The following is a 26,035-nucleotide window of genomic DNA, read 5'->3' as shown; positions in this document are numbered from 1 at the left end:
TTCTTTCGCTGCGGTGTGGTCTGTGTGCTGCGGCTCGATGCGTTGTTCATGGCCGCCCCCCGTATCAACGACTTGGCTCGGTCAGAGTCCCCAGTGTTCCCCCACGGCACGGTGTCCGGAGGGATTTCCCGGCAGCTGTCCTCATAGATTGATGACGCATCACCCGTGCGGGCGGTTCAGCTCAACTCCCCTGTCATTTCGGATGGTTCGCTGGGGGCCCGAGTGGGCTAGGCCGAATGGGCAGAACCGGCCAGGGGCCGGGTCAGGCGGCCGGTGCGGCCATGGAAGGCGGCACCGGGGGAGCCGTCGGCGTGAGCCGGTGGGTCAGTACGGGCAGCAGTTCGGACACGGGGTGCGGACGGTAGGCGGCGATGCCGGGCGGAGCGGGGGCGAGGGGAACCAGGAGGTCGGCGGCGGCCGGCAGGCCGGCGGAGGCGTCGGCTCCCACCGATCCGTGCAGCCACAGGGTCAGCATGTACAGCTCCGGTACGGACAGCAGGCGCGGCTGGTAGTTCTTGCCGAGCGATTCGGCCTGGCGCAGCGCGCGTTCGGTGGCGGCGACGTAGGGGCCCTCGAAGAAGTGGGAGAAGACCCATCCGTCCGCGGTCAGCCGGGTGTCGGCCGCCGCGACGTAGCGGTCCCCGCTGCGGATCAGGAACCGCCAGCCGGTCAGCCGGGTGCGCGGCGGCCTGCCGCCGGCGGTCAGGCCGGAGACGTGCAGCCGGTCCAGGACGTGGACGGGCAGCGGCAGTTCGGCGGTCATCGGTCCCTGGAGGGCGCGCAGGGCCGGGGTGTGCGCCTCGTGGACGGCGGTGGGGGAACCGAGGGCCGCGAGGACGCAGCGCAGGGCGGGCGCGGGAGCCGGAGGGACGTGCAGCGGCATGATGGGTCGCCTCTCGCTTGGGAGACTGTGGAACGGGGCGGGTGCGGGGTGCGGACGGCGCTGTCGCATTTTGGGGTCAGAGGGGGGCTGAGGGGCAATGGCCGCGCGCCAACTCTCTGCCTCGCTTGCGGAGTTTATCTGACATGTGTTCACGCAGTGTTTCGGCTAGCTGTCCCGCCTATTGCCGACAAGGCGGTTACCGGTCCCGCTGACGTGGCATTCATGCCGGGTGCGCGCCAAGTTTCCGCGCTGACCTCGGAGGTTACCGGATGGGGGCTCGGCTGAAAAGCGTCGGTTATCAATAACCGGCAAGGTCTACGCTGTATTTGCGTAGGAGTGCTTGCCAGGTGAATGTGCCAAAGCGCCTGTCGGCCAAACCGGCGCGCGCTCCCCGCCAGTCGCGCCCCTTCCGCGTTATCGATCACGCCGCCGGGGCATCATCGACCGTAACGCGCGCCCGGGCGGCGGAGCCATTGCCCGCCGCCCGGGCCCAGTCGAGGAGGGACGCTCCGATGGGGGAGAAGGTCGTGGCGGGCGGATTCGACCTGTCCGATCGGCAACGGTACCGGAGGAAGCTTCACGAGTGCCTGGAGGTACTGGAGCGACTTCTGGAGGAGAAGAGGTTCGATCGCCCCAAGAACATGATGGGGTTGGAGATCGAGTTGAATCTCGCGGGTGCCGACGGGTTGCCGAGAATGGTGAATGCGCAGGTCCTCGAGCGTATTGCGAGCAACGATTTCCAGACCGAACTGGGAATGTTCAACCTGGAGGTGAACGTACTTCCGCACCGGCTCGGCGGCCGGGTATTCGACCAGCTCGCCGAGGAACTGAGCGCTGGTCTCGGCTATGCCCACCGGCAGGCCCTGGAGGTCGACGCCGGGGTGGTCATGATCGGTATTCTGCCGACGATCTCCCGCACCGACCTGGTCACCGCCAACCTCTCGGCGGTGGACCGCTACTCCCTGCTCAACGAGCAGATCCTGATGATGCGGGGCGAGGACTTCGTGCTCGACATCGAGGGAGTCGAGCGGCTGACCTGGACCTCCGGGTCGATCGTGCCGGAGGCCGCCTGCACCTCCGTACAACTGCACCTGCAGGTGACCCCGGCACGGTTCGCGGACGTGTGGAACGCGGCCCAGGCGGTGGCGGCCGTACAGATAGCCGTCGGCGCCAACTCGCCCTTCCTGTTCGGGCGGGAGCTGTGGCGGGAGTCGCGGCCGCCGCTCTTCCAGCAGGCCACCGACACCCGGCCGCCCGAGCTCCAGGCACAGGGGGTGCGCCCGCGCACCTGGTTCGGCGAGCGGTGGGTGGACTCGGCGTACGAGCTCTTCGCCGAGAACGTCCGCTACTTCCCGGCCCTGCTGCCGATCTGCGACGAGGAGGAGCCGCTGCGGGTGCTCGCCGAGGGAGGGGTGCCGAGCCTGCAGGAGCTGGTGCTGCACAACGGCACCGTCTACCGCTGGAACCGGCCCGTCTACGGGGTCGCTGACGGCGTGCCGCACCTGCGCGTGGAGAACCGGGTACTGCCCGCCGGCCCGACGGTGGCCGACGTCGTGGCCAACGCGGCCTTCTACTACGGGCTGGTACGGACGCTCGCGGACGAGCAGCGCCCGGTGTGGAGCCGGCTGCCCTTCGCGGAGGCGGAGGCCAACTTCGACGCGGCCTGCCGCTACGGCATCGACGCCCGGCTGCGCTGGCCGCGCCGGGGCCGGGGCGGGGGACTGGCGAGCGTGCCCGCGGTCCGGCTGGTGCTGGAGGAGCTGCTGCCGATGGCGGCCGCCGGACTGGACGCGTGGGGCATCGAGCCCGCCGACCGGGACCACTACCTCGGCATCATCGAGGAGCGGTGCCGACGCCGGGTCAACGGGGCCACCTGGCAGGTGGACACGTACCACCGGGCCCTCGCGGACGGGCTGGAGCGGGACGCGGCGCTGGCCGCGACCACGCGCCGCTACAGCGAGCTGAGTCACCGGGGCGATCCCGTGCACACCTGGCCGGCGGGTCTGGGGGGTGGCGCTGCGGCGGCCGGGCCGGCGGCCGCGGGCTGATCCCGGGTCCCGTCGGGTCTCGTCTCGTCCGGTCCCGCCCGGTGATCCCCTTGTCCCGTGGAGGAGGCAGTATGGGGTGATCGGGGCGGGACGCCCCGCGAGATGTCGCAGCGGTGGCGGGACGGGAGACGGGCGTGCGGACGGAGCCGGAACCGGAGGTCGGGGAGCTCGAGCTCGGCGAGCGCTCGAGCGGGCGCAGGATGCTGCGCTCCGAGACGCTGCTCGTGCTCGCACTGTCCCTGGGCGCGAGCGGGGTCTCGGCCCTGATCAGCTTCATCGGCTCGCTGACCAAGCCGGGCGGGCTCAAGGACCAGGCCGCCACGCTCAACGGCTCGTACGCCCCCGGCCGGCCCTGGCTGGACCTGGCCTGGCAACTGTTCGGCATCGCGAGCGCCCTCGTCCCCGTCCTGCTCGTCGCGCACCTGCTGACCCGTGAGGGCGCGCCCGGGCTGAAGGTGCTGGGCTTCGACCGCACCCGGCCCTGGTGGGACCTGGGCCGGGGCGCCCTCGTCGCCGCCTGCATCGGCAGCGCGGGACTGGCCTTCTACCTGGGGGCGCGGGCGACCGGCTTCAACCTCACGGTGGTGCCGGAGGCGCTGCCCGACGTGTGGTGGAAGTTCCCCGTGCTGATCCTCTCCGCGGTGCAGAACTCCGTGGTGGAGGAGGTCATCGTGCTGGCCTACCTGCTGCGCAGGCTCGGGCAGCTCGGCTGGTCGCCGATGGCGGCGCTGATGGCCAGCTCCGTGCTGCGCGGCTCCTACCACCTCTACCAGGGCATCGGCGGATTCATCGGCAACGTGGTGATGGGCGTGGTGTTCGTCCTCGCCTACCGGCGCTGGGGCCGGGTCGGTCCGCTCGTCGTCGCGCACGCGCTGCTCGACATCGTGGCCTTCGGCGGGTACGCCCTGCTGGCGGGCAAGGTGGGCTGGCTGCCCACGCCGTAGGCGCACTGCTCGACTGCTCGACCGCTCGACTGCTCGGCCGCCTACGGTGCGCTGAGCAGCTCGCCGTCGATGACCGTGACCGCGCGCCCGGTCAGCAGCGTACGGTCGCCCAGCAACCGGACCCGGACGAGGCCGGTGCGGGCTGCGCCCTGGAGGCCGACGAGCTCCGTGCGGCCCAGCCGCCGTGCCCAGAAGGGCGCCAGGGCGGTGTGGGTGGATCCGGTGACCGGGTCCTCGTCGATGCCCAGCGCGGGGAAGAAGCCGCGCGAGACGAAGTCGTAGCCGCGGGAGGGGTCCTCGGCCGCCGCGGTCACCATGATCCCGCGCCGGGAGTAGCCGCGCAGGGCGGCCAGGTCCGGCGCGAGCTCCCGTACGGCCCGCTCGTCGGCCAGCTCCACCACGAGGTCCCCGATGTGCTCGGAGGTGTCGTGGACCGACTTGATCGGGGCGCCGAGCGCGCGCTCCACGGCGGGGTCCGGCTCGACCTCGGTCAGGGAGGAGGTCGGGAAGTCCATGACCAGGGTCCCGTCCTCGGCGACCGTGACCTCCAGGATTCCGCAGCGCGCGGAGAAGCGGACCGTCCCGGTCGCGAGCCCGCTCGTGGCCAGGACATGGGCGGTGGCCAGGGTCGCGTGGCCGCACATGTCGACCTCGGCGGCCGGGGTGAACCAGCGCAGCGCCCAGTCCGCGTCGCCGCCGGGCGGGAGGCGGTGGGCGAAGGCGGTCTCGGAGAGGTTGACCTCGGCGGCGACCTGCTGGAGCCAGGCGTCCGGGGGGAACCCGCCGTCGAGGAGTAGGACCCCGGCGGGGTTGCCGCCGAAGGGGCGGTCGGTGAAGGCGTCGACGATTCGGATGCGCATGTCATCGACGGTAGGGACGCGGCGGAGCCGGCCGCAAAGGCCAATTCGGGATGACTGGACTGGCTACCGGCCCATGTCCCCGGCCACCTCTCCGGCGGGGTGCTCAGGGCGATGGTCATCAGCCGGTCGGAGGTGTTCGTTGAAGGAGTTTCCGATATATCGTTGACGCATCGCGATGGGTCAGTGATAGTAGAGACATCGCATCAGCGACAACGAATCACCGAATGGGGAAAGGAGCGCAGTCATGCGTTCACACGGACAGCACGGACACGACCACGGGCATGAGCACGGACGGGGTCACGGCCACTGCGGGCCGGACCGTCGGGAGGAGTTCCAGCAGCGGCGTGCCGCCTTCGGGCCGTTCGGGCCGCCCTTCGGCGGCGGGCCCTTCGGTGGGCGCGGCGGCCGCGGCGGACCGCGCGGCCGGGCTCGGCGGGGTGATGTGCGCGCCTCCATCCTGGCGCTGCTCACCGACCGGCCGATGCACGGCTACGAGATGATCCAGGAGATCGGCGAGCGCAGCGGCGGGGCGTGGAAGCCCAGCCCGGGGTCGGTCTACCCGACCCTGCAGCTGCTGGAGGACGAGGGCCTCATCACCAGCGAGAGCGAGGGCGGCAAGAAGCTGTTCACGCTCACCGACGCCGGTCGCACCGAGGCCGAGTCCGGCCCGGACGCCCCCTGGGCGGAGGCCGGCCGGGGCTTCGACTTCGAGGCGATGAACGAGGTCCGGACGGCCGGTTTCGGTCTGATGGAGGCCTTCGGGCAGGTCTTCAAGACCGGCACTCCCGCGCAGCGGGAGAAGGCCCTCGCCGTGATCAACGACGCCCGCAAGAAGCTCTACCTGATCCTGGCCGACGAGCACTGAGTGTGAGTGGCTGCGAGTCGGTGGGACCTTCCGATACGACGGCGCGCCCTGCGGGACTTCTCGCGGGGCGCGCCGTCGTGTCCGCGCGCGTGCGGACCTGTTCGTTCGGGGGTGGTGCTCAGGCGACCAGGCCGGAGAGCTTGCGGAGCGACTCGTTCAGGGCGGCGGTGGCCGAGTCCTTGAGCTTGCCCGCCATGAGGGAGACCGCGGCGCCGGTGAACTCGCCGTCGATGCGGACCGTGGTGGCCCCGCCGTCCGGGATCAGGGTGTAGCGGGTCAGGACGGCGACGCCCATCGGGCCCTTGCCGGTGATCGCGAAGACGCGCTCGTCCTCCAGCTCCGAGACCGTCCAGAGGACCTCGGCGGGGAAGCCCATCATCTTCATGTTCTCGGCGAAGGTGGATCCGACCGCGAGGGTCTCGGGGCCGCCCTTCGGGAAGTTGGTGTGGGTCATGCTCCACTGGCCGTATGCGTCCCAGTCGGTCAGCTGGGACCAGAGCTTCGCGGCGGACGCCTCGATGCGTGATTCCGCGGTGACTTCAGCCATGCGACCACCCCTTCTCGTCAGGTACGTGCGGCGGAAGGTAGTCCCGGCGGACGCAACATTCAAGACTGACGACCTGTCAGATATCGCGAAGCGGGTGGGTGTGGAGGTGCGTGCGGAGGTTGGTGTGGAGGGGGGTGTGGACCCGGCCGGTGTCGGGTCGGTCTCGGGAGCATCTCAACAGGTGTCACGGTCCTGTCGCTCCTGACCGGGCCTGCCATGATGTCCGAATGCAAGCGTCAGGGAGACATGCCGGACTGGGCCTCGCCCTCATTTCGGCGATCGCGTTCGGTGGTTCGGGTGTGGCGGCGAAGCCGCTGATCGAGGCGGGTCTGGACCCGCTCCACATGGTCTGGCTCAGGGTGGCCGGGGCGGCGCTCGTGCTCTCCCCGCTGGCCTGGCGCCATCGCGATCTCGTACGCCGCAAACCCCTGCTGCTCGCCGGCTTCGGGCTCGTCGCCGTGGCCGGGGTCCAGGCCTTCTACTTCGCCTCGCTGTCCCGGATCCCGGTCGGTGTGGCCCTGCTGCTGGAGTACCTCGGCCCGGCGCTGCTGCTGGGCTGGATCCGCTTCGTGCAGCGCAGGCCCGTGACCCGGGCCGCCGCGGCCGGCGCCGCCGTGGCCGTCGTGGGTCTCGCCTGCGTGGTGCAGATCTGGGCCGGGCTGAGCCTCGACCTGCTCGGCGTGCTGCTCGGCCTCGCGGCCGCCTGCTGCCAGGCCTTCTACTTCGTCTTCGCCGACCAGGGCAGCGACGGGGACGACGTGCCCGACCCGATGGGCATGATCGCGTACGGCATGATCGTCGGCACCCTCGTGATGACCGTGATCGCCCGGCCCTGGCAGATCGACTGGCAGGTACTGGGCGGCGACGCGGCGCTCGGGGACCTGATGGTGCCCGCGCCGGTGCTGCTCGGCTGGGTGGTGCTGATCGCGACCGTGTTCGCGTACCTGACCGGTGTGGTCTCCGTGCGCAAGCTGTCGCCGCAGGTCGCGGGCGTGGTGGCCTGCCTGGAGGCGGTCGTGGCGACCGTACTGGCCTGGGTGCTCCTCAATGAGCACCTCTCGACCTGGCAGATCATCGGCGGCGCGCTCGTGCTGGGCGGGGCCTTCATCGCCCAGACCTCCCGACAGACCGCGCCCGGGGTCGCGGAGCCGGTGGCCGCCCTGGACCGCGACCCGAGCAAGGTCTAGGCTCTCGATCATGCCGATGACCGTGCTTCCGCCTCCCGCCGCCTAGCGCGGGCGGCTGCCACCACGTAGGAGAACCCGGCCCGGGCCGTGACCCGGGCGGATTCGCGCTGCCCGCGAAGCGATGACCTGCTCCTTTCATCCTTCACGCACGCGCGGAGACCTCTCGTGTCGATCCAGTCGGACCAAACGCCCGCCACCGGGCGCAGCCTGCTCTTCCTCGTCATCGCCGGAACCGCCTGGGGTACGGCGGGGGCGGCGGCCTCGTTGCTCTACCTCGCCAGTGACCTCGGCCCTCTCGCCCTGTCGTTCTGGCGCTGCGCGGGCGGGCTGGCGGTGCTGCTCCCGGTCCTCGCCGTACGCCGCCGTCCTCGGGGCGCAAGGGCGGGCGCCGTTCGGGCGCGGGCCTCGGTGGGGTCGTTGATCGGGACCGGGCTGCTGTTCACCCTCTTCCAGTCCGCGTACTTCGCCGCCGTGCGCGAGACCGGCCTCGCCGTGGCCACCGTGGTCACCCTCGGATCCGGACCCGTGCTCATCGCGCTCGGGGCCCGGTACTGGATGGGGGAGCGGCTCGGTCGGGGCGGGACCGTCGCGGTCGGCGGGGCGCTGGCCGGGCTGGCCGTGCTCGTCCTCGGCAGCGGTGGCGGCGAGGTGCGGCCGCTCGGCGTCGGCTGGGCGCTGCTGTCGGCCGCCGGCTACGGGGCCATGACCCTGCGGGCCAGGCTGCTCGGGCGGCGTGGCACGGGCGGGGAGCCGCTGGTCACCACCGTCTGGTCGGTGGGGGTGGGCGCGGTGTGCTTGTTGCCGTTCGCCCTGGTGGAGGGGCTGATGCCGCACACCGCGGAGCCCGTCCGGGTGCTCTGGCTGCTCGCCTACATGGCCACCGTGCCGACCGCGCTGGCCTACGCGCTCTACTTCAGCGGGGCCGCCGCGGTACGGGCCGCGACGGTGTCCGTGATCATGCTGATCGAGCCCGTCGGCGCGGCGGCGATCGCCGTCCTGGTGCTCGGGGAGCGGCTGACCGGCCCGGTGGCGCTGGGCACCGTACTCCTGCTGACGGCCGTGGGGGCGCTGATCGCCGCCGAGTCGCGGCGGCCGGCGGACACCGGGAATGCGGACGCGCCGAAGGGCGGGCCGGAGGTCCGGCCCGCCCTTGCCGGCGACGTGGCCGTCAGAGCGCGGTGACGTAGTCCGGGACGGCGATGCCCGCGGCGAGGTCGGCGGCCGGGACCGGGGTCCCGTACGCCGGCGCGACCGGGACCACGCCCGACCAGAACGGCAGCCCCAGGTCCTCGGGGTCGTCGTTCGGCCCGCCCGTACGGAGCTTCGCGGACACCTCGTTCAGGTCCAGGCGGATCACGGCCGTGGCCGCGAGCTCCTTGGCGTTCGCCGGCCGCGAGTCGGCCGAGCGGCCCGGAACGACCTGGTCGACGAGGGCGTCGAGCGCGATCCGGCGCTCCTCGGGGTCGGTGACCTCGTAAGCAGTGCCGTGCACGACCACCGAGCGGTAGTTGAGCGAGTGGTGGAAGGCGGAGCGGGCCAGGACCAGGCCGTCGACGTGCGTCACGGTCAGGCAGACCGGCAGCCCCGGGTCGGCCTTGCCGGCCGCGAGGAGGGGGCGCGAGCCCGTGGAGCCGTGGATGTAGAGGGCCTCGCCGACCCGGCCGAAGAGCGTCGGCAGGACCACCGGGGCGCCGTCGCGGACGAAGCCGAGGTGGCAGAGGTAGGCCTGGTCGAGTATCGAGTGCACGGTCTCGCGGTCGTAGCGCGCGCGGTCGCGGGACCGGGTCGGGACGGTACGTTCGGTGGGCGCGTACCCGGCGGCCGACGCCTTCGGGGCCGCGGTTGCGGCCGCTGCCGTCGACGTCTCCGTGGTGGTCTCGGTGGCAGGCGTGACGCTCATCGTGCGGTCTCCGTTGTATTAGTGCATACTTGGCTTTGTGCTAGGAGAGTATCTGATCATCGGGCGGCGCGCATCGGAAATCGCCGCGAGTGTGGAAGCGGGCGTCGCCTCGGGCGCGCTCGCGCCGGGAGCGCTGTTGCCGCCGATGCGGGAGCTCGCCGGTGTGCTGGGGGTGAACCCCAACACCGTGGCAGCCGCGTACCGCACGCTGCGCGAACGCGGGGTCATCGAAACCGACGGGCGCCGCGGCAGCCGGGTGCGGGCCCGCCCGGCGACCGCGCCGCGCGACGAACTGCGGATGGCCGTCCCGGCGGGGGTGCGCGACATCGCCTCCGGCAACCCGGACGTGCGGCTGCTGCCCGCGCTGGACGAGGCGCTGGCGGGCGCGGCCCGCCGGTACGCCGCCGAGCCGACCCTCTACGGCCAGGACCCGGTCGTCCCGGAGCTGGCCCGGCTCGCCAGGGCCGCCTTCGACGAGGACGGGGTGCCGGCCGGGGAGGTGGCGGTGACCTCGGGAGCGCTGGACGGCATCGAGCGGGTACTGGCCGCGCACCTGCGGCCCGGGGACGCGGTCGCGGTCGAGGACCCGGGGTGGGGGAGCGTGCTCGACCTCGTCCCGGCGCTGGGGCTACGGGTGGTGCCGGTGGCCGTGGACGACGACGGACCGCTGCCCGACTCGGTGGAACGGGCGCTGGCGCAGGGGGTCCGGGCGCTGCTCGTGACGGCCCGGGCGCAGAACCCGACCGGGGCGGTGGTGAGCGCGGAGCGGGCTTCGGAGCTGCGGGCGGTGCTCGCCGGACACCCGGAGGTGCTGGTCATCGACGACGACCACGGACACGGCATCGTGGACCTGCCCCTGAACGCGCTGGGCGGAGCGACCCGCCACTGGGTGCTGATCCGCTCCACCGCGAAGGGGTACGCGCCGGACCTGCGGCTCGCGGTGCTGACCGGCGACGGGGTCACGCTCGACCGGGTCCGGGGGCGGCAGCGGCTGGGCCCCGGGTGGGTGAGCAGGCTGCTGCAGTACACCGCGGTGGAGCTGTGGAAGGCCGGAGCGATCGACCCTGCGGCGGTCGCGCGGTCCTACGGGGAGCGCCGGGACGGACTGGTCGCGGCGCTGGCCCGGCGCGGGGTGCGCGCGCAGGGGCGGAGCGGGATGAACGTGTGGGTGCCCGTCGCCGAGGAGACGGCGGTGGTGACGCGCCTGCTCGGCGCGGGCTGGGCGGTCGCTCCGGGAGCCCGGTTCCGGGTGGAATCGGGGCCGGCCGTGCGGATGACGATGTCGACGCTGTCCCCGGCAGACGTACCGGGGCTGGCGGAGGCGGTGGCCTCGGCCGTCCGGCCGGCGGCCGGGGGGCGGCTCGACTGACGGCGGGGCGGGGAGCGCGGGTGGTGGGGCCAGGGCGGATCGGTGTCGTGCCGATCGGCCCTAGCGGCGTCGGGTCTGGGTGAGGGCCGCGCCGGCCAGGACGACGGCTGCGCCCACCGGGGTGTTCCAGTGGAGCTGTTCGTCCAGGAGGAGGACGCCCGCCGTCGTCGCGATGACCGGGATGAAGTACGTGACCATCTGCGCGGTGGTCGGGCCGATCTCGGTGACCAGGCCGTACTGCATCTGGAGGGCCATGCCCGTGCCCAGGGCGCCAAGGGCGATCACCGACAGGGTCGGCCAGAGCGGGAACGAGGTGGGGGCCGAGGTGAACAGAGCGCTGACCGCGGCCAGTTGGAGGGTGGAGACCAGGAGTTGGGCGCCGGTCAGGGCGACCGGGGAGCCCGGGGTGGAGGCCAGGGTGCGGCGTACGTAGATCCAGCCGATCGGGTAGCAGAGCGCGGCCAGCAGGGCGAGCGCGGTGCCCTTGGCGTCGAGACCCGAGAAGCCCTGCCAGGCGCCGAGGACGGTCAGGACGCCGAGGAAGCCCAGGCCCAGGCCCGCGAAGCGGCGGCGCGTCGGGCGGTCCTCGGAGAGCGCGACCAGGGACAGGGCCATGCCCCACAGCGGTGAGGTGGCGTTGCAGATGCCCGCCAGGCTCGAGGGGATGCTCAGTTCCGCGTACGCGAAGAGGGAGAACGGGGCGGTGTTGAGGAGCAGCGCCGCCACCGTCAGGTGGGCCCAGGTGCGCCGGCCCCGGGGGAGCGGTTCGCGGCGGATCAGGAGCACGGTGAGCAGGGCGAGCGCGCCGAAGAAGACCCGGCCGAGGGCCACCTGGAACGGGGCGTACGCCTCCGTGCCCACCTTGATCAGCAGGAAGCTGAAGCCCCAGATCACCGAGAGGACCGCGAAGCGCAGGCGCCAGTCCAGCCTGCCGGCGGTGTGCGCCTTCGTGGCGGGGGCGCCTGCGGGGGCCGGGGAGAGTCGTGGGGTGGGGGTGCCGGGTGGGGCCGGGGTGCTCGGTGGGACCGGGGTGCTGGGCGGGACCGGGGTGCTGGGGGCGCTCATGACAGCCACCTTGGCCCCTCGTGACCTCGTAGGACAAGCGAAATCTTGTGGGGGCGACGTCGTAGGATTGCTTACATGTTGAACTTGGAGCGGCTGCGCACCCTCGACGCCCTCGCCCGCCACGGCTCCGTCAGCGGCGCCGCCGACGGGCTCCATGTCACCACCTCCGCCGTGTCCCAGCAGATGGCCAAACTGGAGCGGGAGGTCGGCCAGCCGCTCCTGGCCAAGAACGGGCGGGGGGTGCGGCTCACCGATGCCGGCCGGCTCCTCGCCGAGCACGCGGCCCGGATCATTTCCCAGGTCGAGCTTGCCCAGGCCGATGTCGAGGCGCGGCGCGGGTGCGCGGTCGGCGAGCTGCGGATCGGCGCCTTCCCGACCGCCATGCGGGGGCTGCTGCCGCAGGTCCTGGCGGAGTTGCGGGCCGACCACCCCGAACTGCGGCCCCGGGTACGGGAGCGGGAGCCGGAGGAGAGCATGGCCGCCGTGGTCCGGGGCGACCTGGACATGGCCCTCGCCATCGACTGGCACAACAAGCGGATGCCGGTACCGGCCGAGCTCACGCGGGCCCATCTCCTGGACGACACCCTGGACATTGCGGTGCCGGCGGGGCATCCGCTGGCCGGCCGCGCGGGGATCTCCCTGGCCGACTTCGGTGAGGACGACTGGATCTCCTGGACCGAGGGGCAGTTCTGCCACGAGTGGCTCGTCTCCACCCTGCGCGGCACCGGTATCGAGCCCCGGATCACACACGTCGCCGAGGAGCACCACACCCAACTGGCCTTCGTCGAGGCCGGACTGGGCGTGTGCGTGGCCCCCCGGCTGGGGCGCGGACCCGTGCCGCCGGGGGTCCGGCTGCTGCCGGTGTGCGACAGCGTCCGGCGCCACGTGTACGTCGTCTGGCGGGCCGACGCCGACCGCCGGCCGTCGATCCGGGCCGCCGTCGAGGCCTTGAGGAGGGCGGCCTCCGCTGCTGCCGGGGAGGCCCGGGCGGTCGGCGGGGAGGTTGGCGGGGAGGTTGGCGGGGAGGTCGGTGGGGCGGCCGGCGGGGCGGCCTAGATCTTGCGGAAGTCCCAGGACACGATCGAGTCCGGTGTCAGCCGGATCCAGGCGTGCCGCCCGTCGTGCGGCATCTCCGTGATCCCGAAGTTCTTGACGGGGAAGAGCCGCTCCGGCTCCGCCAGTTCCTCGCACGGCTCGCCCGTACGGGGAGCCTCGCCCACGAAGACGGCCGTACCGGACAGTTCGACGCCGCGCAGCTCGTCGTAGGCCTCGCCGGCGTCGACGACGACCGAGATGCGGGGATCCTTGCGGAGGTCGGACCAGCGGCGGCTGCGGGTGATCGAGTACAGCCACAGGGAGGTGCCGTCCCAGACGAACCAGAGCGCGCCCACGTGCGGGCGTCCGTCCTGGGAGACCGTGGCCACCCGGCAGGTGTGCTGCTCGCGCAGGAAGGCGTCCGTTTCCTCGCCGGTCATCATGATGCGGCGGCCCCGCCGCTGCGCCCTGTCCGCGGATGTCCCGTCCGCGGACGTCCCGTCTGCGGACGTCCTGGCCGAGGGTGTTCCGTCTACGAGTGTCCCGTCCACCGGTGTGCTGTCCATATGGTCCGCGCCCCTTCACATCTGACTGTGTGTCAGGAATCATGCGTGCTCTTCCGTCACCACGCCAGGGGGAGCCATGGCCGATCTCGATCCCGCCACCACCGCACTGCTCACCGTCGAGTGCCAGAACGGTGTCGTCGGCGAGGAGAGCGCCCTCCCGGAGCTGGCGAAGGAGGCGCGGGACTCCGGCATGCTGGACCGGGTCGCCGCGCTGGTCGAGGCCGCGCGCGGGGCCGGGGTGCAGGTGCTGCACGCGGTTGCCGAGCGGCGGCCGGACGGGCGCGGGGCCAATGCCAACGCCCGGCTGTTCCGGGCCGCCGGGAAGCTGCCGGTGCGCCAGTTGACCGGCAGCCAGGCCGTGGAGGTCGCCGCGCCCATCACCGTCGCCGAGCAGGACCTCGTGGTGCGCCGACTGCACGGGCTCTCCCCGATGGCCGGCACCGACCTGGACGCCCTGCTGCGCAACCTCGGCGTCCGCACCCTCGTCGTCACCGGGGTCTCCTCCAACATCGCGATCCCGAACACCGTCTTCGACGCGGTGAACCTCGGCTACCAGGTCGTGGTCCCTTCCGACGCCATCGCCGGCGTCCCCGCGGCCTGCACCGCCGAGGTGATCCGCAACTCCCTCTCCCTCGTCGCGGCCATCACCACGGCCGAAGCCCTGATCGCCCAGTGGGCCCCGGCGCGCTGACCTCCGTACTCCCTCGAACTCTCCCGAACTCCCCAGGGGATAGGGGGTCGTTGTTAAGGCCCGGTAAATCGCGGCGGCGTAGAACAGGGGTTCGTCGCGGCGTGTGGGACGCGTAGCGTGTGGAGCGGAATCCGCACGCTGTGTGCGTGGCGGCCTACGGAGAGGTCGAGGAACATGGGGACGGCAACCGGATTGCGGCACCCAGGCGGTGAGCACGCTGCCCGCGGGTGGATCGCGGCGTCGCTCGACGAGGGTTCACGCGGACCGCACGGCCGGGCGCGGCCTCATACGGCTGCCAGTCGGCCGCCCGGCGCGGAGCGCTCGTAGGGGATCCGGTGGAGGGGTCGCGCGCCCCAGCGATCGGCCGGCCCGGACTTCGATGCGCCCGGAGACGGTGACGGTGACTGCGAAGGAAGCGGTCCGATGCCGGGCACGGCGAGCAGCACCGGCGGCCGGGTCCAGTCCTCCTGGCGCACGGCCATGTCGAGACGGGTGGACGCGTCGGCATCGACCCGCACGGGTCCGCTCGTGCCCACCAGCAGCGGTGAACCGCCGTCCGGGCCGCCGGCCGTCCGGATGCTCAGGCCCACTGCGTGCAGGTACCAGGTGCCCGGTGGTACGGCGGGCAAGGCAAAGGTCCCGGCCGTGTCGAGCCGGGACCAGGCTTGGGGTCGGCCCTGCAGGATGGGGCTGTCGAAGACGCCGATGTGCAGGGGTAACAAGGGTGTCCCCGTGATGAGGGCCGTCCCCGAAATGGATCCCAGAGGCCCGGGCGGAACCGGGAGCGGGATGACCGGGGGGTGCTCGGCGGGGTCACCCTGGCCGATTTTGCGGAATTGGGTGGGCGAGAGGCCGACCGAGGCGGTGAAACGCCTGGAGAACGTGCTGGCGCTGCTGTAGCAAACCTGTGCCGATATGTCGGCCACATTGAAGTCGGTATTGACCAGAAGGCGTTTTGCCTCATAGAGGCGAACGGCACTCAGGAATCGTCCGGGTGTCACGCCGGTTGTTCGCTGGAATACCCGGAGAAAGTAGAATTTGCTCATCATGACGGAACGGGCGAGGTCATCCAGATAGATGGGCTCGTGGTAGTTTTCGCGGATAGTGGAGATTGCATGCCGAGTGAGGTGGATCATTTCTCCGGACTCCCTGCTGTGATCTGAAGAAACACCCCCGTCGCGAGCGCAGCGCTGGGCTCGGTAAAAGGTGCTGAGAGGAACGTAGGCCCCGTGCGACCGGTCGGGCGGGGCGCGGCATCAGGCGCAGGCCGGATTGCCGGCGGACTCGACGGATGGGGTGGCGGGGCTGGGACCTGGGCGAACAGTGGGCTGCTCGCCCTCTCGCTCAGGCGCACGCGGGCGCCCTGTCGGCGGCACGGGTGTCACTGCGGCCGGGGCGCGGCATTCGGTTGAACCCTGCCGACCGGATCGGAAAATCGGACGGTCGCCCTTAAGGTTCCAGGCGCCCGTCGCCTGCTCGAAAAGATCTCAAACAACGAGATGGCGCGAAACATTCCAGCGAATCGCTCTGGATCGATCCGTGGTTCACCGCGCCGAAGTCGGACCTGTCGGCGGCACTATTTCTGGCAGACACTCGGCAACCCCCGTTGCGTTAATTAGGACGCCTTTGAGCCTCGCACAGCTAGCCACCTCGAAGCAATAGGGTTACGGTCATTTCCGGGGTGCCGCGAGTCGCCCCGTCGGGAATTTCCGGAGCGGGTCGCCTCGTGTATGGAGGTGTCGCTCCGCCATTCAACGAGGCAGGGGCGGTCGTGATCGTTGCGCATGCGTACGGGCCGTCGGGTGTTGGTCGGTCAAGAGGAGGAAAATTGTTCCGCTATGCGAACGCCTCGGATCCGCGCGGGACGCGGCCGTGATCGAGGAGCTGCTCGCGCCGGTGGTGGCGGCCGTCTCCACGCGCGGGGACGTGCCGTGGGCCCGGCTCTACCCGGAGGAGGAGGCCCTCGTCGGCCGGGCGGTGCCCGAGCGGCGCCAGGAGTTCGCGACCGGCAGGCACTGTGCCCGGCGGGCGCTCGGCCGGCTCGGCGTCGCCGCCGGACCCATCCTGAAGGCGGAGCGCGGAGCGCCGCGCTGGCCCGAGGGGATCGTCGGCAGCATGACGCACTGTCCCGGCTACCGGGCCACGGCCGTCGCGTGGCGGCGCGAGGTCCTGGCGCTGGGCATCGACGCCGAACCGCACCGGCCCCTCCCGGCAGGGGTGTTGGAGGCCGTCACCGGGGCCGGTGAACGTGCTGCGCTTGCCGGCCATGCCGGAGCTCAGGCCGGAGATCAGGGGCAGGTCCACGCGCAGGTCCACGCGCAGGTCCACGCGCAGGTCCATTGGGACCGGCTGCTGTTCAGCGCCAAGGAGTCCGTCTACAAGGCGTGGCACCCGCTGACCGGCCGTCGGCTGGACTTCACCGACACGGCCCTCGACTTCGACCTCGAACGCGGCACGTTCACGGCCCGGTTGCTCGTACGGCCACCCGTGCTCGCCGGGCACGGTCCGCTGACGGAGTTCCACGGCCGTTGGGCGGCCCGCGACGGGATCGTCGTCACCGTCGTGGCCGTCCCCGCCGCCCCTGACGCCGGCGCGCTCCGGGTGAGGTGAGCAATCTCGGCGATGACAGCACGTCGGCCCGGCCCGCAGGCTGGAGGAGCCGACGGGGGACCGGTGCCCGTCCCGGGCGCATCGCGCCGACCCGGCCGCACCACGCGGCTCCCGGACGGGTTCTTCGGCGTGCACCCCGGCGGTCGAGTACGCCCACGGCCCATCCGGGGCCACAGCGGCCACACGGGTCACACCGGTAGAGCGGCCCCACGGGCAGAGCGGCCCGAGCGGACGAGCGGGAGCCCGGGCCGCGGTCCGGCGAGGTCCTGCCGTGCAGCCCCGAGGGCGGCCGGTTCCTTCTCCCCGCCGGGGCCGTACGGCGCAGGCCCGGGCCGAGCGGAAGGCCGCCTCGTTCTGGTGCGCGGGACGCCCGTCCCCGGCGGCCGCCTCCTTCCCACCCGACGACAGCAGATCGAGGTCTGTACCCAAATGACCAGTCATCAAGTGCAGTTGTTACTGCTGGACATCGCGCTGATCCTGCTGCTCGCCCGCGGGCTGGGTGCGCTGGCAGCCCGAGTCGGGCAGCCTCCCGTCGTGGGTGAGATCCTCGCCGGGATCCTCCTCGGGCCCACCCTGTTCGGCAACCTGGCCGCCGACCACCTCTTCCCGGCCGACGTACGGCCCTTGCTGGCCGGCCTGGCGAACGTCGGGGTCGCGCTGTTCATGTTCGTGGTCGGGCTGGAACTGGAACACCGCCTCTTGCGGGGCAGGACGCGGGCGACCGTCGGAGCGGCCGTCGGCTCGACCCTCGTGCCGTTCGCCCTCGGCGCCGTCCTCGCCTTCTACCTGCTGCGCAATCACCCCACGCCGCAGCGCGCCGCGTTCGTGGTGTTCGTGGGCCTCTCGGTGTCGGTGACCGCGTTTCCCGTCCTCGCCCGCATCCTCGTCAGCCGGGGGCTGTCCCGTACGGCGATCGGAGGCCTCGCGCTGGCCACGGCGGCGGTCGTCGACGTCGTGGCCTGGACGGCGCTCGGCGGCGTCCAGGCGGTGGCCGGCGACGCCGAGAACTACTGGCTGGTGGCCCTGCTGATCCCGTTCGCGGGGGTGCTGTTGGCCGTACGGCCGCTGCTGCGCAGGGCGTTCGCGCCGGGCGGCATCGAGAAGCCCCTCACCCAGACGATCCTGTCCCTCGTGATCGTCGGGGCCCTCCTCTCCGCGGCGGCCACGGAAGCCATGGGCATGCACTACATCTTCGGAGCCTTCCTCTTCGGTGCGCTGATGCCCCGCGAGGGTGTGGACGTGCTGCGCGAGAAGATCCTGGATCACACCGGGCAGATCACCTCCCTGCTGCTCCCCGTGTACTTCGTGGTGGCGGGCCTCAAGGTGGACCTGCGGGGCGTGGGGCTCGAAGGGCTCACCGAGTTCGGTGTCATCCTGCTCGTCGCGATCGGCGGGAAGTTCGGTGGTACCTATCTGGGCGCCCGGTCACAGGCACTGGACAAGAGGGACGCCCTGACCCTGGCGGCGCTGATGAACACGCGGGGTCTGACCGAGTTGGTCATCCTCGGAGTGGGTCTGGAACTCGGACTGCTGGACGGCTCGTTGTATTCGCTGATGGTGGTGATGGCCCTGGTGACGACGGCGATGACGGGGCCGCTGCTGTCCCTGATCGGGGCGAGGGGCGCCCCGGCGCGGACGTCCGGTGCGCTGACTGAGGGCGCCGCGTCGGCGGGGGGTGTTGCGTCGGCGGGAGGCGTTGCGCCGGCCGAGGGGCCCGGGGGCGGCGGGGCATCCGGGGGCGACGAGGCGACCGGGGAGGGTGTCGGCAGCGCGGGCAGGGGCAGCCGTGCGCTTGGCTGAGCGGGACCGTGAGCTCGCCGGACTCGCCGAGGTGCTCGACGACAGCTCCCGGGGCAGGGGGAGCGTTGCGCTCGTCCAGGCCGGAACCGGCTGTGGACGCACCGAGTTGCTCGATGCGCTGAGGCGCGTCGCGGTCGAGCGCGGGTTCCTCGTGCTGCGGGCCACCGGCTCGGGGCCGGAGCGTCGCGTGCAGGGCGGCGTCCTGCGTCAACTGCTCACCTATGCCGACGTTCCCGTGGACCTCGCCGGTGGGCCCGCCCGCGAGTGGGCCCGGATCGTTGGTGCCGGTGCCGGTGCCGGTGCCGGTGCCGGTGCCGGTGCAGCGGGCGGGGTTGGGGTCGGGGCCGTCGCCCGGTGGCCGCTCGACCCGGAGAGCGTCGGGGCGCTGCACGAACTGTCCGCCGCGATCCTCCGGATCTCCGAGCGGGCGCCGGTCCTGCTGTGCGTGGACGACATCGAGTTCGCGGACTCCCTCTCCCTGCACTGGATCCTTCACCTGGTCCGGATCCTGCGCTCGTCCCGCATCGCCCTGGTGGCCGCCGAGTGCACGCCGTCGCGATCGGGCCGCCCGCCGCTGTACGCCGAGTTGCTGCGGCAGCCGAATCACCGCCGGATCGTCCTGGAACCCCTGTCCCCGGCGGGGGTGGCCGCCGTGCTCGCCGGGCACCTGGGCGCACGGACCGCCGCGGCCCTGGCCGAGAGCTGCCACCGCTTCAGCGGTGGCAACCCCCTGCTCGTCCGGGCCCTCGTGGAGGACCAGCGGCGGGCCGTCCCGCGCGGCAAGGTCCCGTACGAGCCCGTCGTCGCCGGCGCCTACGCGGACACGGTGCTGAGCTGCCTGCACCGTGCAGGGCCCCTTGCCCTGCGGCTGGCCCGGGTGCTGGCCGCGCTCGACGGCGCGGAGACGGACGCCGGGCTGCCGGCCCGGCTGCTCGACGAGGAGGAGGGGGCCGTCGAGGAGTGCCGCGCAGCGCTGGAAGCGGCCGGGCTCCTCGACGGGGGGCGTCTGCGGCATCCCGTAGCGCGATCGGCGGTCCTGCGGGGCCTGTCGGCGTCCGCCCGCCGGGAACTGCACGGCGACGCAGCGGAGTTGCTCCACCGGGACGGGGCGCATGCCCTGCGGATCGCGCCGCACCTGCTGGCGGCCGGGCGCGAGCACCCGTCCTGGGCGGTGCCCGTGCTGGAGGAGGCCTCGGAACGCCACCTGGAGGCCGACCGGCCGCAGGACGCACACGACTGCCTCGCCCTCGCGCTCGCCGTGAGCCGGGACGAGGGCGAGAGGGTGGACCTCAGGGCGCGGCTGGCCGCCCTCGCGTGGGTGCTCGATCCGACGCTCGGCACCCGGCACTACGGCGAGTTGGCGCGGGCGCTGCGCGAAGGCCGCCTTCCCGGCCGGCACGCTCTGGCGCTGGCGAGACGTCTGCTGTGGCACGGCCGCTTCGATGAGGCCGCCGAGGCCGTCGAGGCCGCCGGGCGAACCCGGGTCCCCGGGCAGGTCCCGGACCCCGATCCGCCGACCGCCGTGGAGCTACGGGCCACCCGCGAGCTCCTGTCGGCGACCCGCGGCCCCGCGGCCACCGGCGCGGGAAGGCCGAAGACAGCACCGACCGGGACCGCGCCGGCCGCGGTGCCCGCCGGAGTGGCTGCCGGGACCGTGCCCGCCGCCGTACCCGCCGGGGCCGTGTCTGCCGGTGTGGCCGTCGGGACGGTGCCCGTCCGGAACGTGCCTGCGGGTGTGGCTGTCGGGACGGTGCCTGCCGGGGACGTCTCCGTCGGCGTGCCTGTCGGGGCCTTGGTTGCCGGGACCGAGCCCGTCGGGGCTGTGCCCGGCGTCGTGTCGGGCGGTGGGGTCGCCGCCGCCGTGACTGCCGGGACCGTGCCTGCTGGTGTGGTGGTCGGGACGGTGCCCGCCGGGGCCGAACTCGTCGGGGCCGTGCCCGCCGTGGTGCCCGCCGGGTCCGTGGCTGCTGGTGGGGACGGCGGGATGGTGCCGGCCGGGTCCGTGCCCGCCGCCGTGTCCGCCGGGACCTGGCCCGCCGGTGTGGCCGTCGCGAGCGTGGCCGAGGCCGGGTCTGCTGGTGTGGCCGTCGGGACGGTGCCCGCGGGGGCCCTGTCTGCTGGTGTGCCCGGCGGGTCCGTGCCTGCTGGTGTGGCGGCCTGGACCCTGCCTGCCGGGGCCGTACCTGGCGGGGCCGTGTCTGCCGGTGTGGCTGCCGGGACGGTGGCTGCCGGGGGCGTGCCTGCTGGTGTGGCCCTTGGGACGGTGCCTGCCGGGGGCGTCTCCGTCGACGTGCCTGCCGGGGACGAACCCGTCGTTACCGTGCCCGGCGGTGTGGTCGCCGCCGCCGTGCCTGCTGCTGTGGCGGTTGGCACCCTGTCTGCCGGGGCTGAACTCGCTGCCGGGGCCGCACTCGTCGGGGCCGTGCCCGTCGATGTGTCCCTCGGGGCCGTGTCTGCCGGTGTGGGCGTCGGGGTCGTGTCTGGTGATGTCAGGGTTCGGGCTGCCGCTGCGCTGTCCGATGTGCTTGCCCATGGGCCCGGTGCCCCGGGGGTCGTCGATGCCGAGGAAGTCCTGCGGGACATGCGGCTCGGCGGGGGCAGTCAGGAGTGGATCGTGTCCGCCGTCACCGCGCTGGTGCTCGGCGAGCGGTTGGAGGCTGCCGAGAGGTGGTGCGAGCTTCGGCTGGCCGAGGCCCGTGGCCGCCGGGTTCCCCTGTGGGAGGCGGAGTTCACCTCGTTGCTGGCCGGCATCCGGCTGCGCCAGGGGGATCCCCGCGCCGCTGGGAGGCTCGCCGGGGCGGCGCTGGGCCTGGTCCCGGCGGAGAGTTGGGGCGCGGGACTCGGCGGGCCGCTGTCGGTCCTCGTGCGGGCCGCCACCGAGACCGGGGAGCGTGAGGCGGCCGTGCGCCACCTCGCCGTGCCGGTACCGGACAGGATGTTCTCGACCCGCTTCGGGCTGGACTACCTACACGCCCGTGGCCGCCACCACCTGGAGGCCGGGCGCCCCGACGAGGCCCTCGAGGACTTCGCGGTCTGCGCCGGGCTGATGCGCGGCTGGGGATGCGACCGGCCCGCCCTGGTGCCCTGGCGGACGGAGTCGGCCCGCGCACACCTGGCACTCGGGGACGAGACCACCGCCCGCGCCCTGGCCCACGAACAGCTCGCCCTCGCCGGACCGGAGCGCACCCGGACCCGCGGGCTCACCCTGCGGGTCCTCGCCGCCACCGCGGACGTCGCCGAGCGCGCGGCGCTGCTGACCGAGGCCGTGGGCGTCCTGCGCGCGGTCGGTGACCCGTTGGAGACGGCCGGCGCCCTGACGGACCTCGGCCGCGCCCACCTCCGGGAGGCCAGGCCGGACAGGGCCCGGGCGGTGTTCGAGATGGCCGCCAGGCTCGCCGGGCGGTGTGGGGCGCAACCGCTGGAGACCGTAGTCGCGGCGGAGCTGGACGGTCTGCGGCCGCGCACCGGACGGACCGCGGACCGCGGATGGGACGGAGGAGCGGGCGCCGGAGCAGGCTGCCGGCCGGACACCGGATCGGACGGCCGGCCCGGTCGTAGGGCGCGCGCCGGGTCGGGCCGCGCCGCCGCCGCTCTGGAGTTGCTGAGCGAAGCGGAGCGGCGGGTGGCCGCGCTCGCGGTGGGCGGGCACACCAACAAGGAGATCTCCGAGCAGCTCGTCGTCACGGTGAGCACGGTGGAACAGCACCTCACGCGCATCTTCCGGAAGCTGGGGGTGAGGGCGCGCAGGGACCTCCCGTCGGAGATCGTGGCCGATCCGGTGGAGGCGGGCCGGGCCGTCGAGCTACGGCCGTAGAGGTACGGCGGCCACCGCCGGCGGGCCGGGAGGGGCTGAAAGCGCCCGGTCCGATTCCGGCCCCGATGTGTAGTGTGGCGACATGAAGGCAGAGACCTTGCGAGGCAACCTGGAAGGCATGCTGCTGTCCGTGCTGGAGCCCGGAGAACAGCACGGCTATGCCGTCATCGAAGAACTCAAGCGGCGCAGCGGTGACGCGATCAACCTGCCCACGGGGACGGTCTATCCGGCCCTGCACCGGCTGGAGGCCGCGGGGCTGGTCGGCAGCGAGTGGTCGACGTTCAACGGCCGGCGCCGCCGCAACTACTTCCTCACCACGGCCGGACGCCGCGCCCTGGCCGACAAGCGCACGGCCTGGCAGGAGGTCTCCTCGGTCATCTCGGTGGTGCTGGGAGGCGGGGCGTGACGGAAGCGGCGGTCTTGCAGCGCTACACCGAGCACATCGCCGAACACCTCGTCGGACCGTCCTCCAGGCGGTCGGCGATCCTCGATGAGGTGCTGGACGGCCTGGAGTGCGCGACCGAGGGCAACCTCGAAGTCTGCCCCGACGCCGAGGAGGCCGCGCAGCGCGCCGTCCAGGAGTGGGGTCCGCCCACCGAGGTCGCCCGGGCCTACAACGACGCCACGCTGAGGATCAGCGCCAACCGCCTCTCCGCGCGTGCCGTGTGCGCGCTGCCCCTGCTCGCGGCGACCTGGGCGTCCGCCATGCTCGGGGGCCCGGCAGGCCCCTGGCAGTACCGGCATCCGCCGCTGCTGCTGATGGGACTGTCGGTCGTCGCGTTCGGCTGCGTGCTCTCCGTGGCGGGAGCCGTCTCCGGGCTCCGCAAGGGCAGCGGCATCGAGGCGGCGGACGCCCGGCGGGACCGCGGGGTCACGACCGGGACGCTCGCGGCGCTCATCGGACTGCTCTCCGTGCTCGGTGCGCTGATCCTGCTGATGCTCAACCGGGGCCTGAGCCATCCCGAATCCCTGGACTGGCCGATGGTCTCCATCGCGGCGACCCTGACCCTGCTGGCCGGCGCCTACTTCGGGCTGGCCCTGAAGCGTTTCGTCTCGGTCATGCGGGGAGCCGGATCCCCGTAGTCACCCGGAATTCCGCGCGATTTCCCGTAGCGCCTTTTAGCACCTCGTAACACCTTGTAACGCCTCGTAGTACCGCGTGACGCCGCGCGAGTACGGCGATCAGAGCCCCTGGTGGGGGCGGCCTCCACGGACGGATGCCGCCCCCGTCGGGGGCTCTTCGCGTATCCGGGGCGGGGTTCGCGGTCCGGCCAACTTCCCCGTCGGGTCGGGCCTTTGTGTTGCGGACGCCGTGCCGGCGGGCTACGTTGATCACCCATGTGTAGCGTGGCTACACAATAGCGTCGCTACAGGAGGTGTGTCGCGTGGAGCGCATGACGCGATGGGTGCTCGCCCATCGGCTGCCCGTGGTCCTGGTCTGGGTAGTGCTCACCCTGGTCGGGGGAGCCCTGTCCAGCAGCACGATCGAGAAGCTCTCGTTCGAGTCCCGCCTCCCGGACAAGCCGGCCCAGGTGGCGAACGACACCCTCGCCCAGCGCTTCTCCCAGACGGGCGGCAAGAACGCCCCGCTGCTCCTCGTGGTGACCGTGCCGGACGGCACGACCGCCGACAGCGAGGACGTCCGCAAGGCCTGGGGCGACCTGATCGCCAAGGTCACCCCGCAGGGCGGCCGCAGCGTCTCCTACGCGAACACCGGCGACGACTCTCTGATCTCCGGGGACAAGCGCACCACCGTCGCGCTGGTCTACCCGCCGGCGAACCACACCAACGTCCCCTACGAGCAGTCGCTCCCGGGGATCAAGCAGACGGTCGAGCAGACGAAGATCGCGGGAGCCCCGGTCGAGCTGACCGGCCAGCCCGTCCTGTCCGGCCGCGACAGCGGAGCCCAGCGCAGCCCGATCTACGAGACGCTGATCGGCGCCCTGGGAGCCCTGGTCGTGCTCGGCCTCGTCTTCACCAGCGGCCTGGCCATCGTTCCGCTGCTGATGGCCGCGGTCGCCATCCCCACCACGTTCCTGCTGGTGCGCGGCATCACCGGGGTCACCGACGTCTCGTTCATCGTGCAGTTCCTGGTGGCCCTCATCGGGCTGGGCATCGCCATCGACTACGCCCTCCTCGTCGTCACCCGCTGGCGGGAGGAACGGCAGAAGCCCGGAGCCGACGGCCCCGATCCCGCCTCGCGCCGTGAGGCGGTCGTACGCTCCGTGGCCAGTGCGGGCCACGCGGTCGCACTGAGCGGCGCCACCGTGGCGATCTCGCTCGCCGCGCTCGTGGTCCTGCCCGTCCCCTTCCTGCGCAGCGTCGGCTACGCGGGCCTCCTGATCCCCCTCGTCAGCGTCGCGGTCGCCCTGACCCTGCTGCCCGTCCTGCTGTACTCGTGGGGCGACAAGCTCGACCGACCGCGCCGGGCGCACCGTCCGGACAGCAAGATGTGGGGCCGGATCGCCGGGGTCACCACGCGCCGTCCCGCGCTCACCGCGGTGATCAGCGGCGCGCTGCTGCTGGCCCTGGCCGCGCCCGTGTTCGCCCTGCAGCTGGGGCAGCCGGCCACCGTGACGCTCGCCCAGGGCGGGCAGCCCGCGGCGGCCTTCCAGCGGATCGTCGACGCCGGCTTCGGCGAGGGCATCGCACGTCCCCTCGAAGTCGTCGTGGACGCGGGCGGCAGTGACGCGATGAGCAGCCGGCTCGGCGGTCTCGAAGGCGTCGCGGGCTCCGTGGCCCCGGCGGACTGGGAGCGCGGCGGGCAGCGCATCGTGGATGTGTGGACCAAGGCGGACCCGTCGAGCGACGACGGCCGGGACGCGGTGACGGCGGTCATGGACACCGCGGGGGAGACCCCCGGCGCGCTCGTGGGCGGCGGACCCGCCCAGGACGTCGACTTCATCGACGCGGTCTACGGATCCCTCGGGCTCATCCTCGTCTTCGTCGCCCTGCTCACCTTCGTCGTGCTGGCCCGGACGCTGCGCTCGGTGGTCCTTCCCGTGAAGGCCCTGATCCTCAACGCGCTGTCCACCTGCGCGGCGTACGGCGTGGTCGTGCTCGTCTGGCAGGAGGGCTACGGCAGCGAGATGCTGTTCGACACCCCGGCGATCGGGGCGGTGACCATCTGGATCCCCATGGCGGTCTTCGCCTTCCTCTTCGGGCTGTCCATGGACTACGAGGTGTTCATCCTCCACCGCATCCGCGAAACCCATCTGGAGCTGACCGCCAAGGGCGTGCGCGACACGGTGGTCCCCTCCGTCGTGACGGGCATCAGCCGGACCGGCCGGCTCGTCACCTCGGCGGCGCTCATCCTCTTCCTGGCCTTCACCGCACTGGCCAGCATCCCCATCACCGACGTGAAGGTGTTCGCCACCGCCCTGGCGGCGGGCATCATCATCGACGCCACCGTCGTCCGGGGTCTCCTCACCCCGGCGCTGGTCACCCTCCTCGGGCGGTCCAACTGGTGGTTCCCGAACGCCTTGGGCCGGCTGCTCGTTACATCCCCCGGACGGGCGGCCGGCCCGAGGTCGGTCCCCGACGGTGAGACGGCAGCGGGCGAGGGCGGCGAGGCGGCGACGCCGGCCGTCGGTTCCCCCACGTCGACGGCGGGCCCGCGCGGCCGCGGCTGATCGCGGTGCAGGTCGGCGCGCTGCGGTGCGCCGACCTGCACATGCTTTGTCACGCCTTCATCGGCATGGACAAGGGTGGTCGTGGGGGCGGCCCCCGCGCGCCCGGCGGCGCGGCCCCACCCCAGCGGAGGGACCCCACCCCCACCCCCCCCACCCCCCAGGCCCCCCCCGCCCCCCCCGCCCGACACACACCCCCCCCACACCCCCCCCCCCCCCACA

Annotated in this window: 21 protein-coding genes; 14 read left to right on the top strand and 7 right to left on the bottom strand. The window is 72.7% G+C overall.

Annotated features, from left to right (window positions below; all coding sequences use genetic code 11):
- Nucleotides 1–262: 262 nt before the first annotated feature.
- Nucleotides 263–883 (bottom strand): hypothetical protein, encoded by a 621-nt coding sequence (locus ACFVX6_RS30850; RefSeq protein ID WP_389697028.1) that lies wholly within the window; start codon nucleotides 881–883, stop codon nucleotides 263–265.
- Between the two features lie 512 nt (nucleotides 884–1,395).
- On the opposite strand from ACFVX6_RS30850, the gene ACFVX6_RS30845 reads away from it, so the two are divergent.
- Nucleotides 1,396–2,931 carry a glutamate-cysteine ligase family protein gene (locus ACFVX6_RS30845; protein ID WP_389697026.1) on the top strand — a complete coding sequence of 512 codons (1,536 nt, stop codon included), beginning with the start codon at nucleotides 1,396–1,398 and terminating at the stop codon, nucleotides 2,929–2,931.
- Between the two features lie 200 nt (nucleotides 2,932–3,131).
- The gene (locus ACFVX6_RS30840; protein WP_274551693.1) at nucleotides 3,132–3,875 is read left to right on the top strand and encodes a CPBP family intramembrane glutamic endopeptidase; all 744 of its coding nucleotides are present in this window, start codon (nucleotides 3,132–3,134) and stop codon (nucleotides 3,873–3,875) included.
- A 41-nt stretch (nucleotides 3,876–3,916) separates the two neighbouring features.
- Here the strand turns inward: ACFVX6_RS30840 and ACFVX6_RS30835 are convergent, their stop codons facing one another.
- The gene (locus ACFVX6_RS30835) at nucleotides 3,917–4,735 is read right to left on the bottom strand and encodes a PhzF family phenazine biosynthesis protein (protein WP_389697024.1); all 819 of its coding nucleotides are present in this window, start codon (nucleotides 4,733–4,735) and stop codon (nucleotides 3,917–3,919) included.
- Between the two features lie 244 nt (nucleotides 4,736–4,979).
- Here ACFVX6_RS30835 and ACFVX6_RS30830 point away from each other — a divergent pair, with 244 nt between their 5' ends.
- Nucleotides 4,980–5,600, top strand: a complete 621-nt coding sequence (locus tag ACFVX6_RS30830) for a PadR family transcriptional regulator (protein ID WP_389697022.1) — start codon at nucleotides 4,980–4,982, stop codon at nucleotides 5,598–5,600.
- A gap of 118 nt (nucleotides 5,601–5,718) precedes the next feature.
- Here the strand turns inward: ACFVX6_RS30830 and ACFVX6_RS30825 are convergent, their stop codons facing one another.
- Nucleotides 5,719–6,147 carry an SRPBCC family protein gene (locus tag ACFVX6_RS30825; RefSeq protein ID WP_266910679.1) on the bottom strand — a complete coding sequence of 143 codons (429 nt, stop codon included), beginning with the start codon at nucleotides 6,145–6,147 and terminating at the stop codon, nucleotides 5,719–5,721.
- A 227-nt stretch (nucleotides 6,148–6,374) separates the two neighbouring features.
- On the opposite strand from ACFVX6_RS30825, the gene ACFVX6_RS30820 reads away from it, so the two are divergent.
- Both ACFVX6_RS30820 and ACFVX6_RS30815 read left to right on the top strand, forming a co-directional pair.
- Nucleotides 6,375–7,334 carry a DMT family transporter gene (locus ACFVX6_RS30820; RefSeq protein ID WP_389697020.1) on the top strand — a complete coding sequence of 320 codons (960 nt, stop codon included), beginning with the start codon at nucleotides 6,375–6,377 and terminating at the stop codon, nucleotides 7,332–7,334.
- 165 nt (nucleotides 7,335–7,499) lie between these two features.
- On the top strand, nucleotides 7,500–8,516 hold the full coding sequence (locus ACFVX6_RS30815) for a DMT family transporter (RefSeq protein ID WP_389697018.1): 1,017 nt from the start codon (nucleotides 7,500–7,502) through the stop codon (nucleotides 8,514–8,516).
- Here ACFVX6_RS30815 and ACFVX6_RS30810 read toward each other — a convergent pair.
- Complete coding sequence (locus tag ACFVX6_RS30810; RefSeq protein WP_389697016.1) at nucleotides 8,503–9,234, bottom strand: pyridoxamine 5'-phosphate oxidase family protein; 732 nt, start codon at nucleotides 9,232–9,234, stop codon at nucleotides 8,503–8,505. The genes ACFVX6_RS30815 and ACFVX6_RS30810 overlap by 14 nt on opposite strands.
- Nucleotides 9,235–9,271: 37 nt before the next feature.
- Between ACFVX6_RS30810 and ACFVX6_RS30805 the strand changes: the two genes are divergently transcribed.
- A complete protein-coding gene (locus ACFVX6_RS30805) occupies nucleotides 9,272–10,603 on the top strand; it encodes an aminotransferase class I/II-fold pyridoxal phosphate-dependent enzyme (protein WP_389697014.1) in 1,332 nt (443 codons plus the stop codon).
- A gap of 60 nt (nucleotides 10,604–10,663) precedes the next feature.
- Here the strand turns inward: ACFVX6_RS30805 and ACFVX6_RS30800 are convergent, their stop codons facing one another.
- The gene (locus ACFVX6_RS30800) at nucleotides 10,664–11,668 is read right to left on the bottom strand and encodes a DMT family transporter (RefSeq protein ID WP_389697012.1); all 1,005 of its coding nucleotides are present in this window, start codon (nucleotides 11,666–11,668) and stop codon (nucleotides 10,664–10,666) included.
- Between the two features lie 75 nt (nucleotides 11,669–11,743).
- Here ACFVX6_RS30800 and ACFVX6_RS30795 point away from each other — a divergent pair, with 75 nt between their 5' ends.
- Nucleotides 11,744–12,724: a LysR family transcriptional regulator gene (locus tag ACFVX6_RS30795; protein ID WP_389697010.1), complete on the top strand. Its 981-nt coding sequence runs from the start codon at nucleotides 11,744–11,746 to the stop codon at nucleotides 12,722–12,724.
- Here ACFVX6_RS30795 and ACFVX6_RS30790 read toward each other — a convergent pair.
- On the bottom strand, nucleotides 12,721–13,146 hold the full coding sequence (locus ACFVX6_RS30790) for a pyridoxamine 5'-phosphate oxidase family protein (RefSeq protein ID WP_389697045.1): 426 nt from the start codon (nucleotides 13,144–13,146) through the stop codon (nucleotides 12,721–12,723). The genes ACFVX6_RS30795 and ACFVX6_RS30790 overlap by 4 nt on opposite strands.
- Nucleotides 13,147–13,345: 199 nt before the next feature.
- On the opposite strand from ACFVX6_RS30790, the gene ACFVX6_RS30785 reads away from it, so the two are divergent.
- Nucleotides 13,346–13,960 (top strand): cysteine hydrolase, encoded by a 615-nt coding sequence (locus ACFVX6_RS30785; RefSeq protein ID WP_389697008.1) that lies wholly within the window; start codon nucleotides 13,346–13,348, stop codon nucleotides 13,958–13,960.
- A gap of 284 nt (nucleotides 13,961–14,244) precedes the next feature.
- Here the strand turns inward: ACFVX6_RS30785 and ACFVX6_RS30780 are convergent, their stop codons facing one another.
- Nucleotides 14,245–15,096: a helix-turn-helix transcriptional regulator gene (locus tag ACFVX6_RS30780; protein WP_389697006.1), complete on the bottom strand. Its 852-nt coding sequence runs from the start codon at nucleotides 15,094–15,096 to the stop codon at nucleotides 14,245–14,247.
- Between the two features lie 736 nt (nucleotides 15,097–15,832).
- On the opposite strand from ACFVX6_RS30780, the gene ACFVX6_RS30775 reads away from it, so the two are divergent.
- From ACFVX6_RS30775 to ACFVX6_RS30750, 6 genes are all read left to right on the top strand, one after another.
- Entirely contained in the window at nucleotides 15,833–16,570 is a 738-nt protein-coding gene (locus ACFVX6_RS30775; protein ID WP_389697004.1) for a 4'-phosphopantetheinyl transferase, read from the top strand.
- A gap of 429 nt (nucleotides 16,571–16,999) precedes the next feature.
- Complete coding sequence (locus ACFVX6_RS30770; RefSeq protein ID WP_389697002.1) at nucleotides 17,000–18,370, top strand: cation:proton antiporter; 1,371 nt, start codon at nucleotides 17,000–17,002, stop codon at nucleotides 18,368–18,370.
- Nucleotides 18,357–22,184 (top strand): LuxR C-terminal-related transcriptional regulator, encoded by a 3,828-nt coding sequence (locus tag ACFVX6_RS30765; RefSeq protein WP_389697000.1) that lies wholly within the window; start codon nucleotides 18,357–18,359, stop codon nucleotides 22,182–22,184. Before ACFVX6_RS30770 ends, ACFVX6_RS30765 begins: the two co-directional genes overlap by 14 nt.
- A gap of 82 nt (nucleotides 22,185–22,266) precedes the next feature.
- The gene (locus ACFVX6_RS30760) at nucleotides 22,267–22,590 is read left to right on the top strand and encodes a PadR family transcriptional regulator (protein WP_250745214.1); all 324 of its coding nucleotides are present in this window, start codon (nucleotides 22,267–22,269) and stop codon (nucleotides 22,588–22,590) included.
- Nucleotides 22,587–23,267: a hypothetical protein gene (locus tag ACFVX6_RS30755; protein WP_389696997.1), complete on the top strand. Its 681-nt coding sequence runs from the start codon at nucleotides 22,587–22,589 to the stop codon at nucleotides 23,265–23,267. Before ACFVX6_RS30760 ends, ACFVX6_RS30755 begins: the two co-directional genes overlap by 4 nt.
- Nucleotides 23,268–23,578: 311 nt before the next feature.
- On the top strand, nucleotides 23,579–25,816 hold the full coding sequence (locus ACFVX6_RS30750) for an MMPL family transporter (RefSeq protein ID WP_389697043.1): 2,238 nt from the start codon (nucleotides 23,579–23,581) through the stop codon (nucleotides 25,814–25,816).
- The last annotated feature ends 219 nt before the right edge of the window (nucleotides 25,817–26,035 follow it).

Origin of the sequence: Streptomyces sp. NPDC058289 (genome assembly GCF_042880975.1) — a bacterium.
GTDB lineage: Bacteria > Actinomycetota > Actinomycetes > Streptomycetales > Streptomycetaceae > Streptomyces > Streptomyces stoeckheimensis.
Note: the sequence above shows the minus strand (reverse complement) of the source record. Positions and strands in the feature narration are given on the sequence as shown.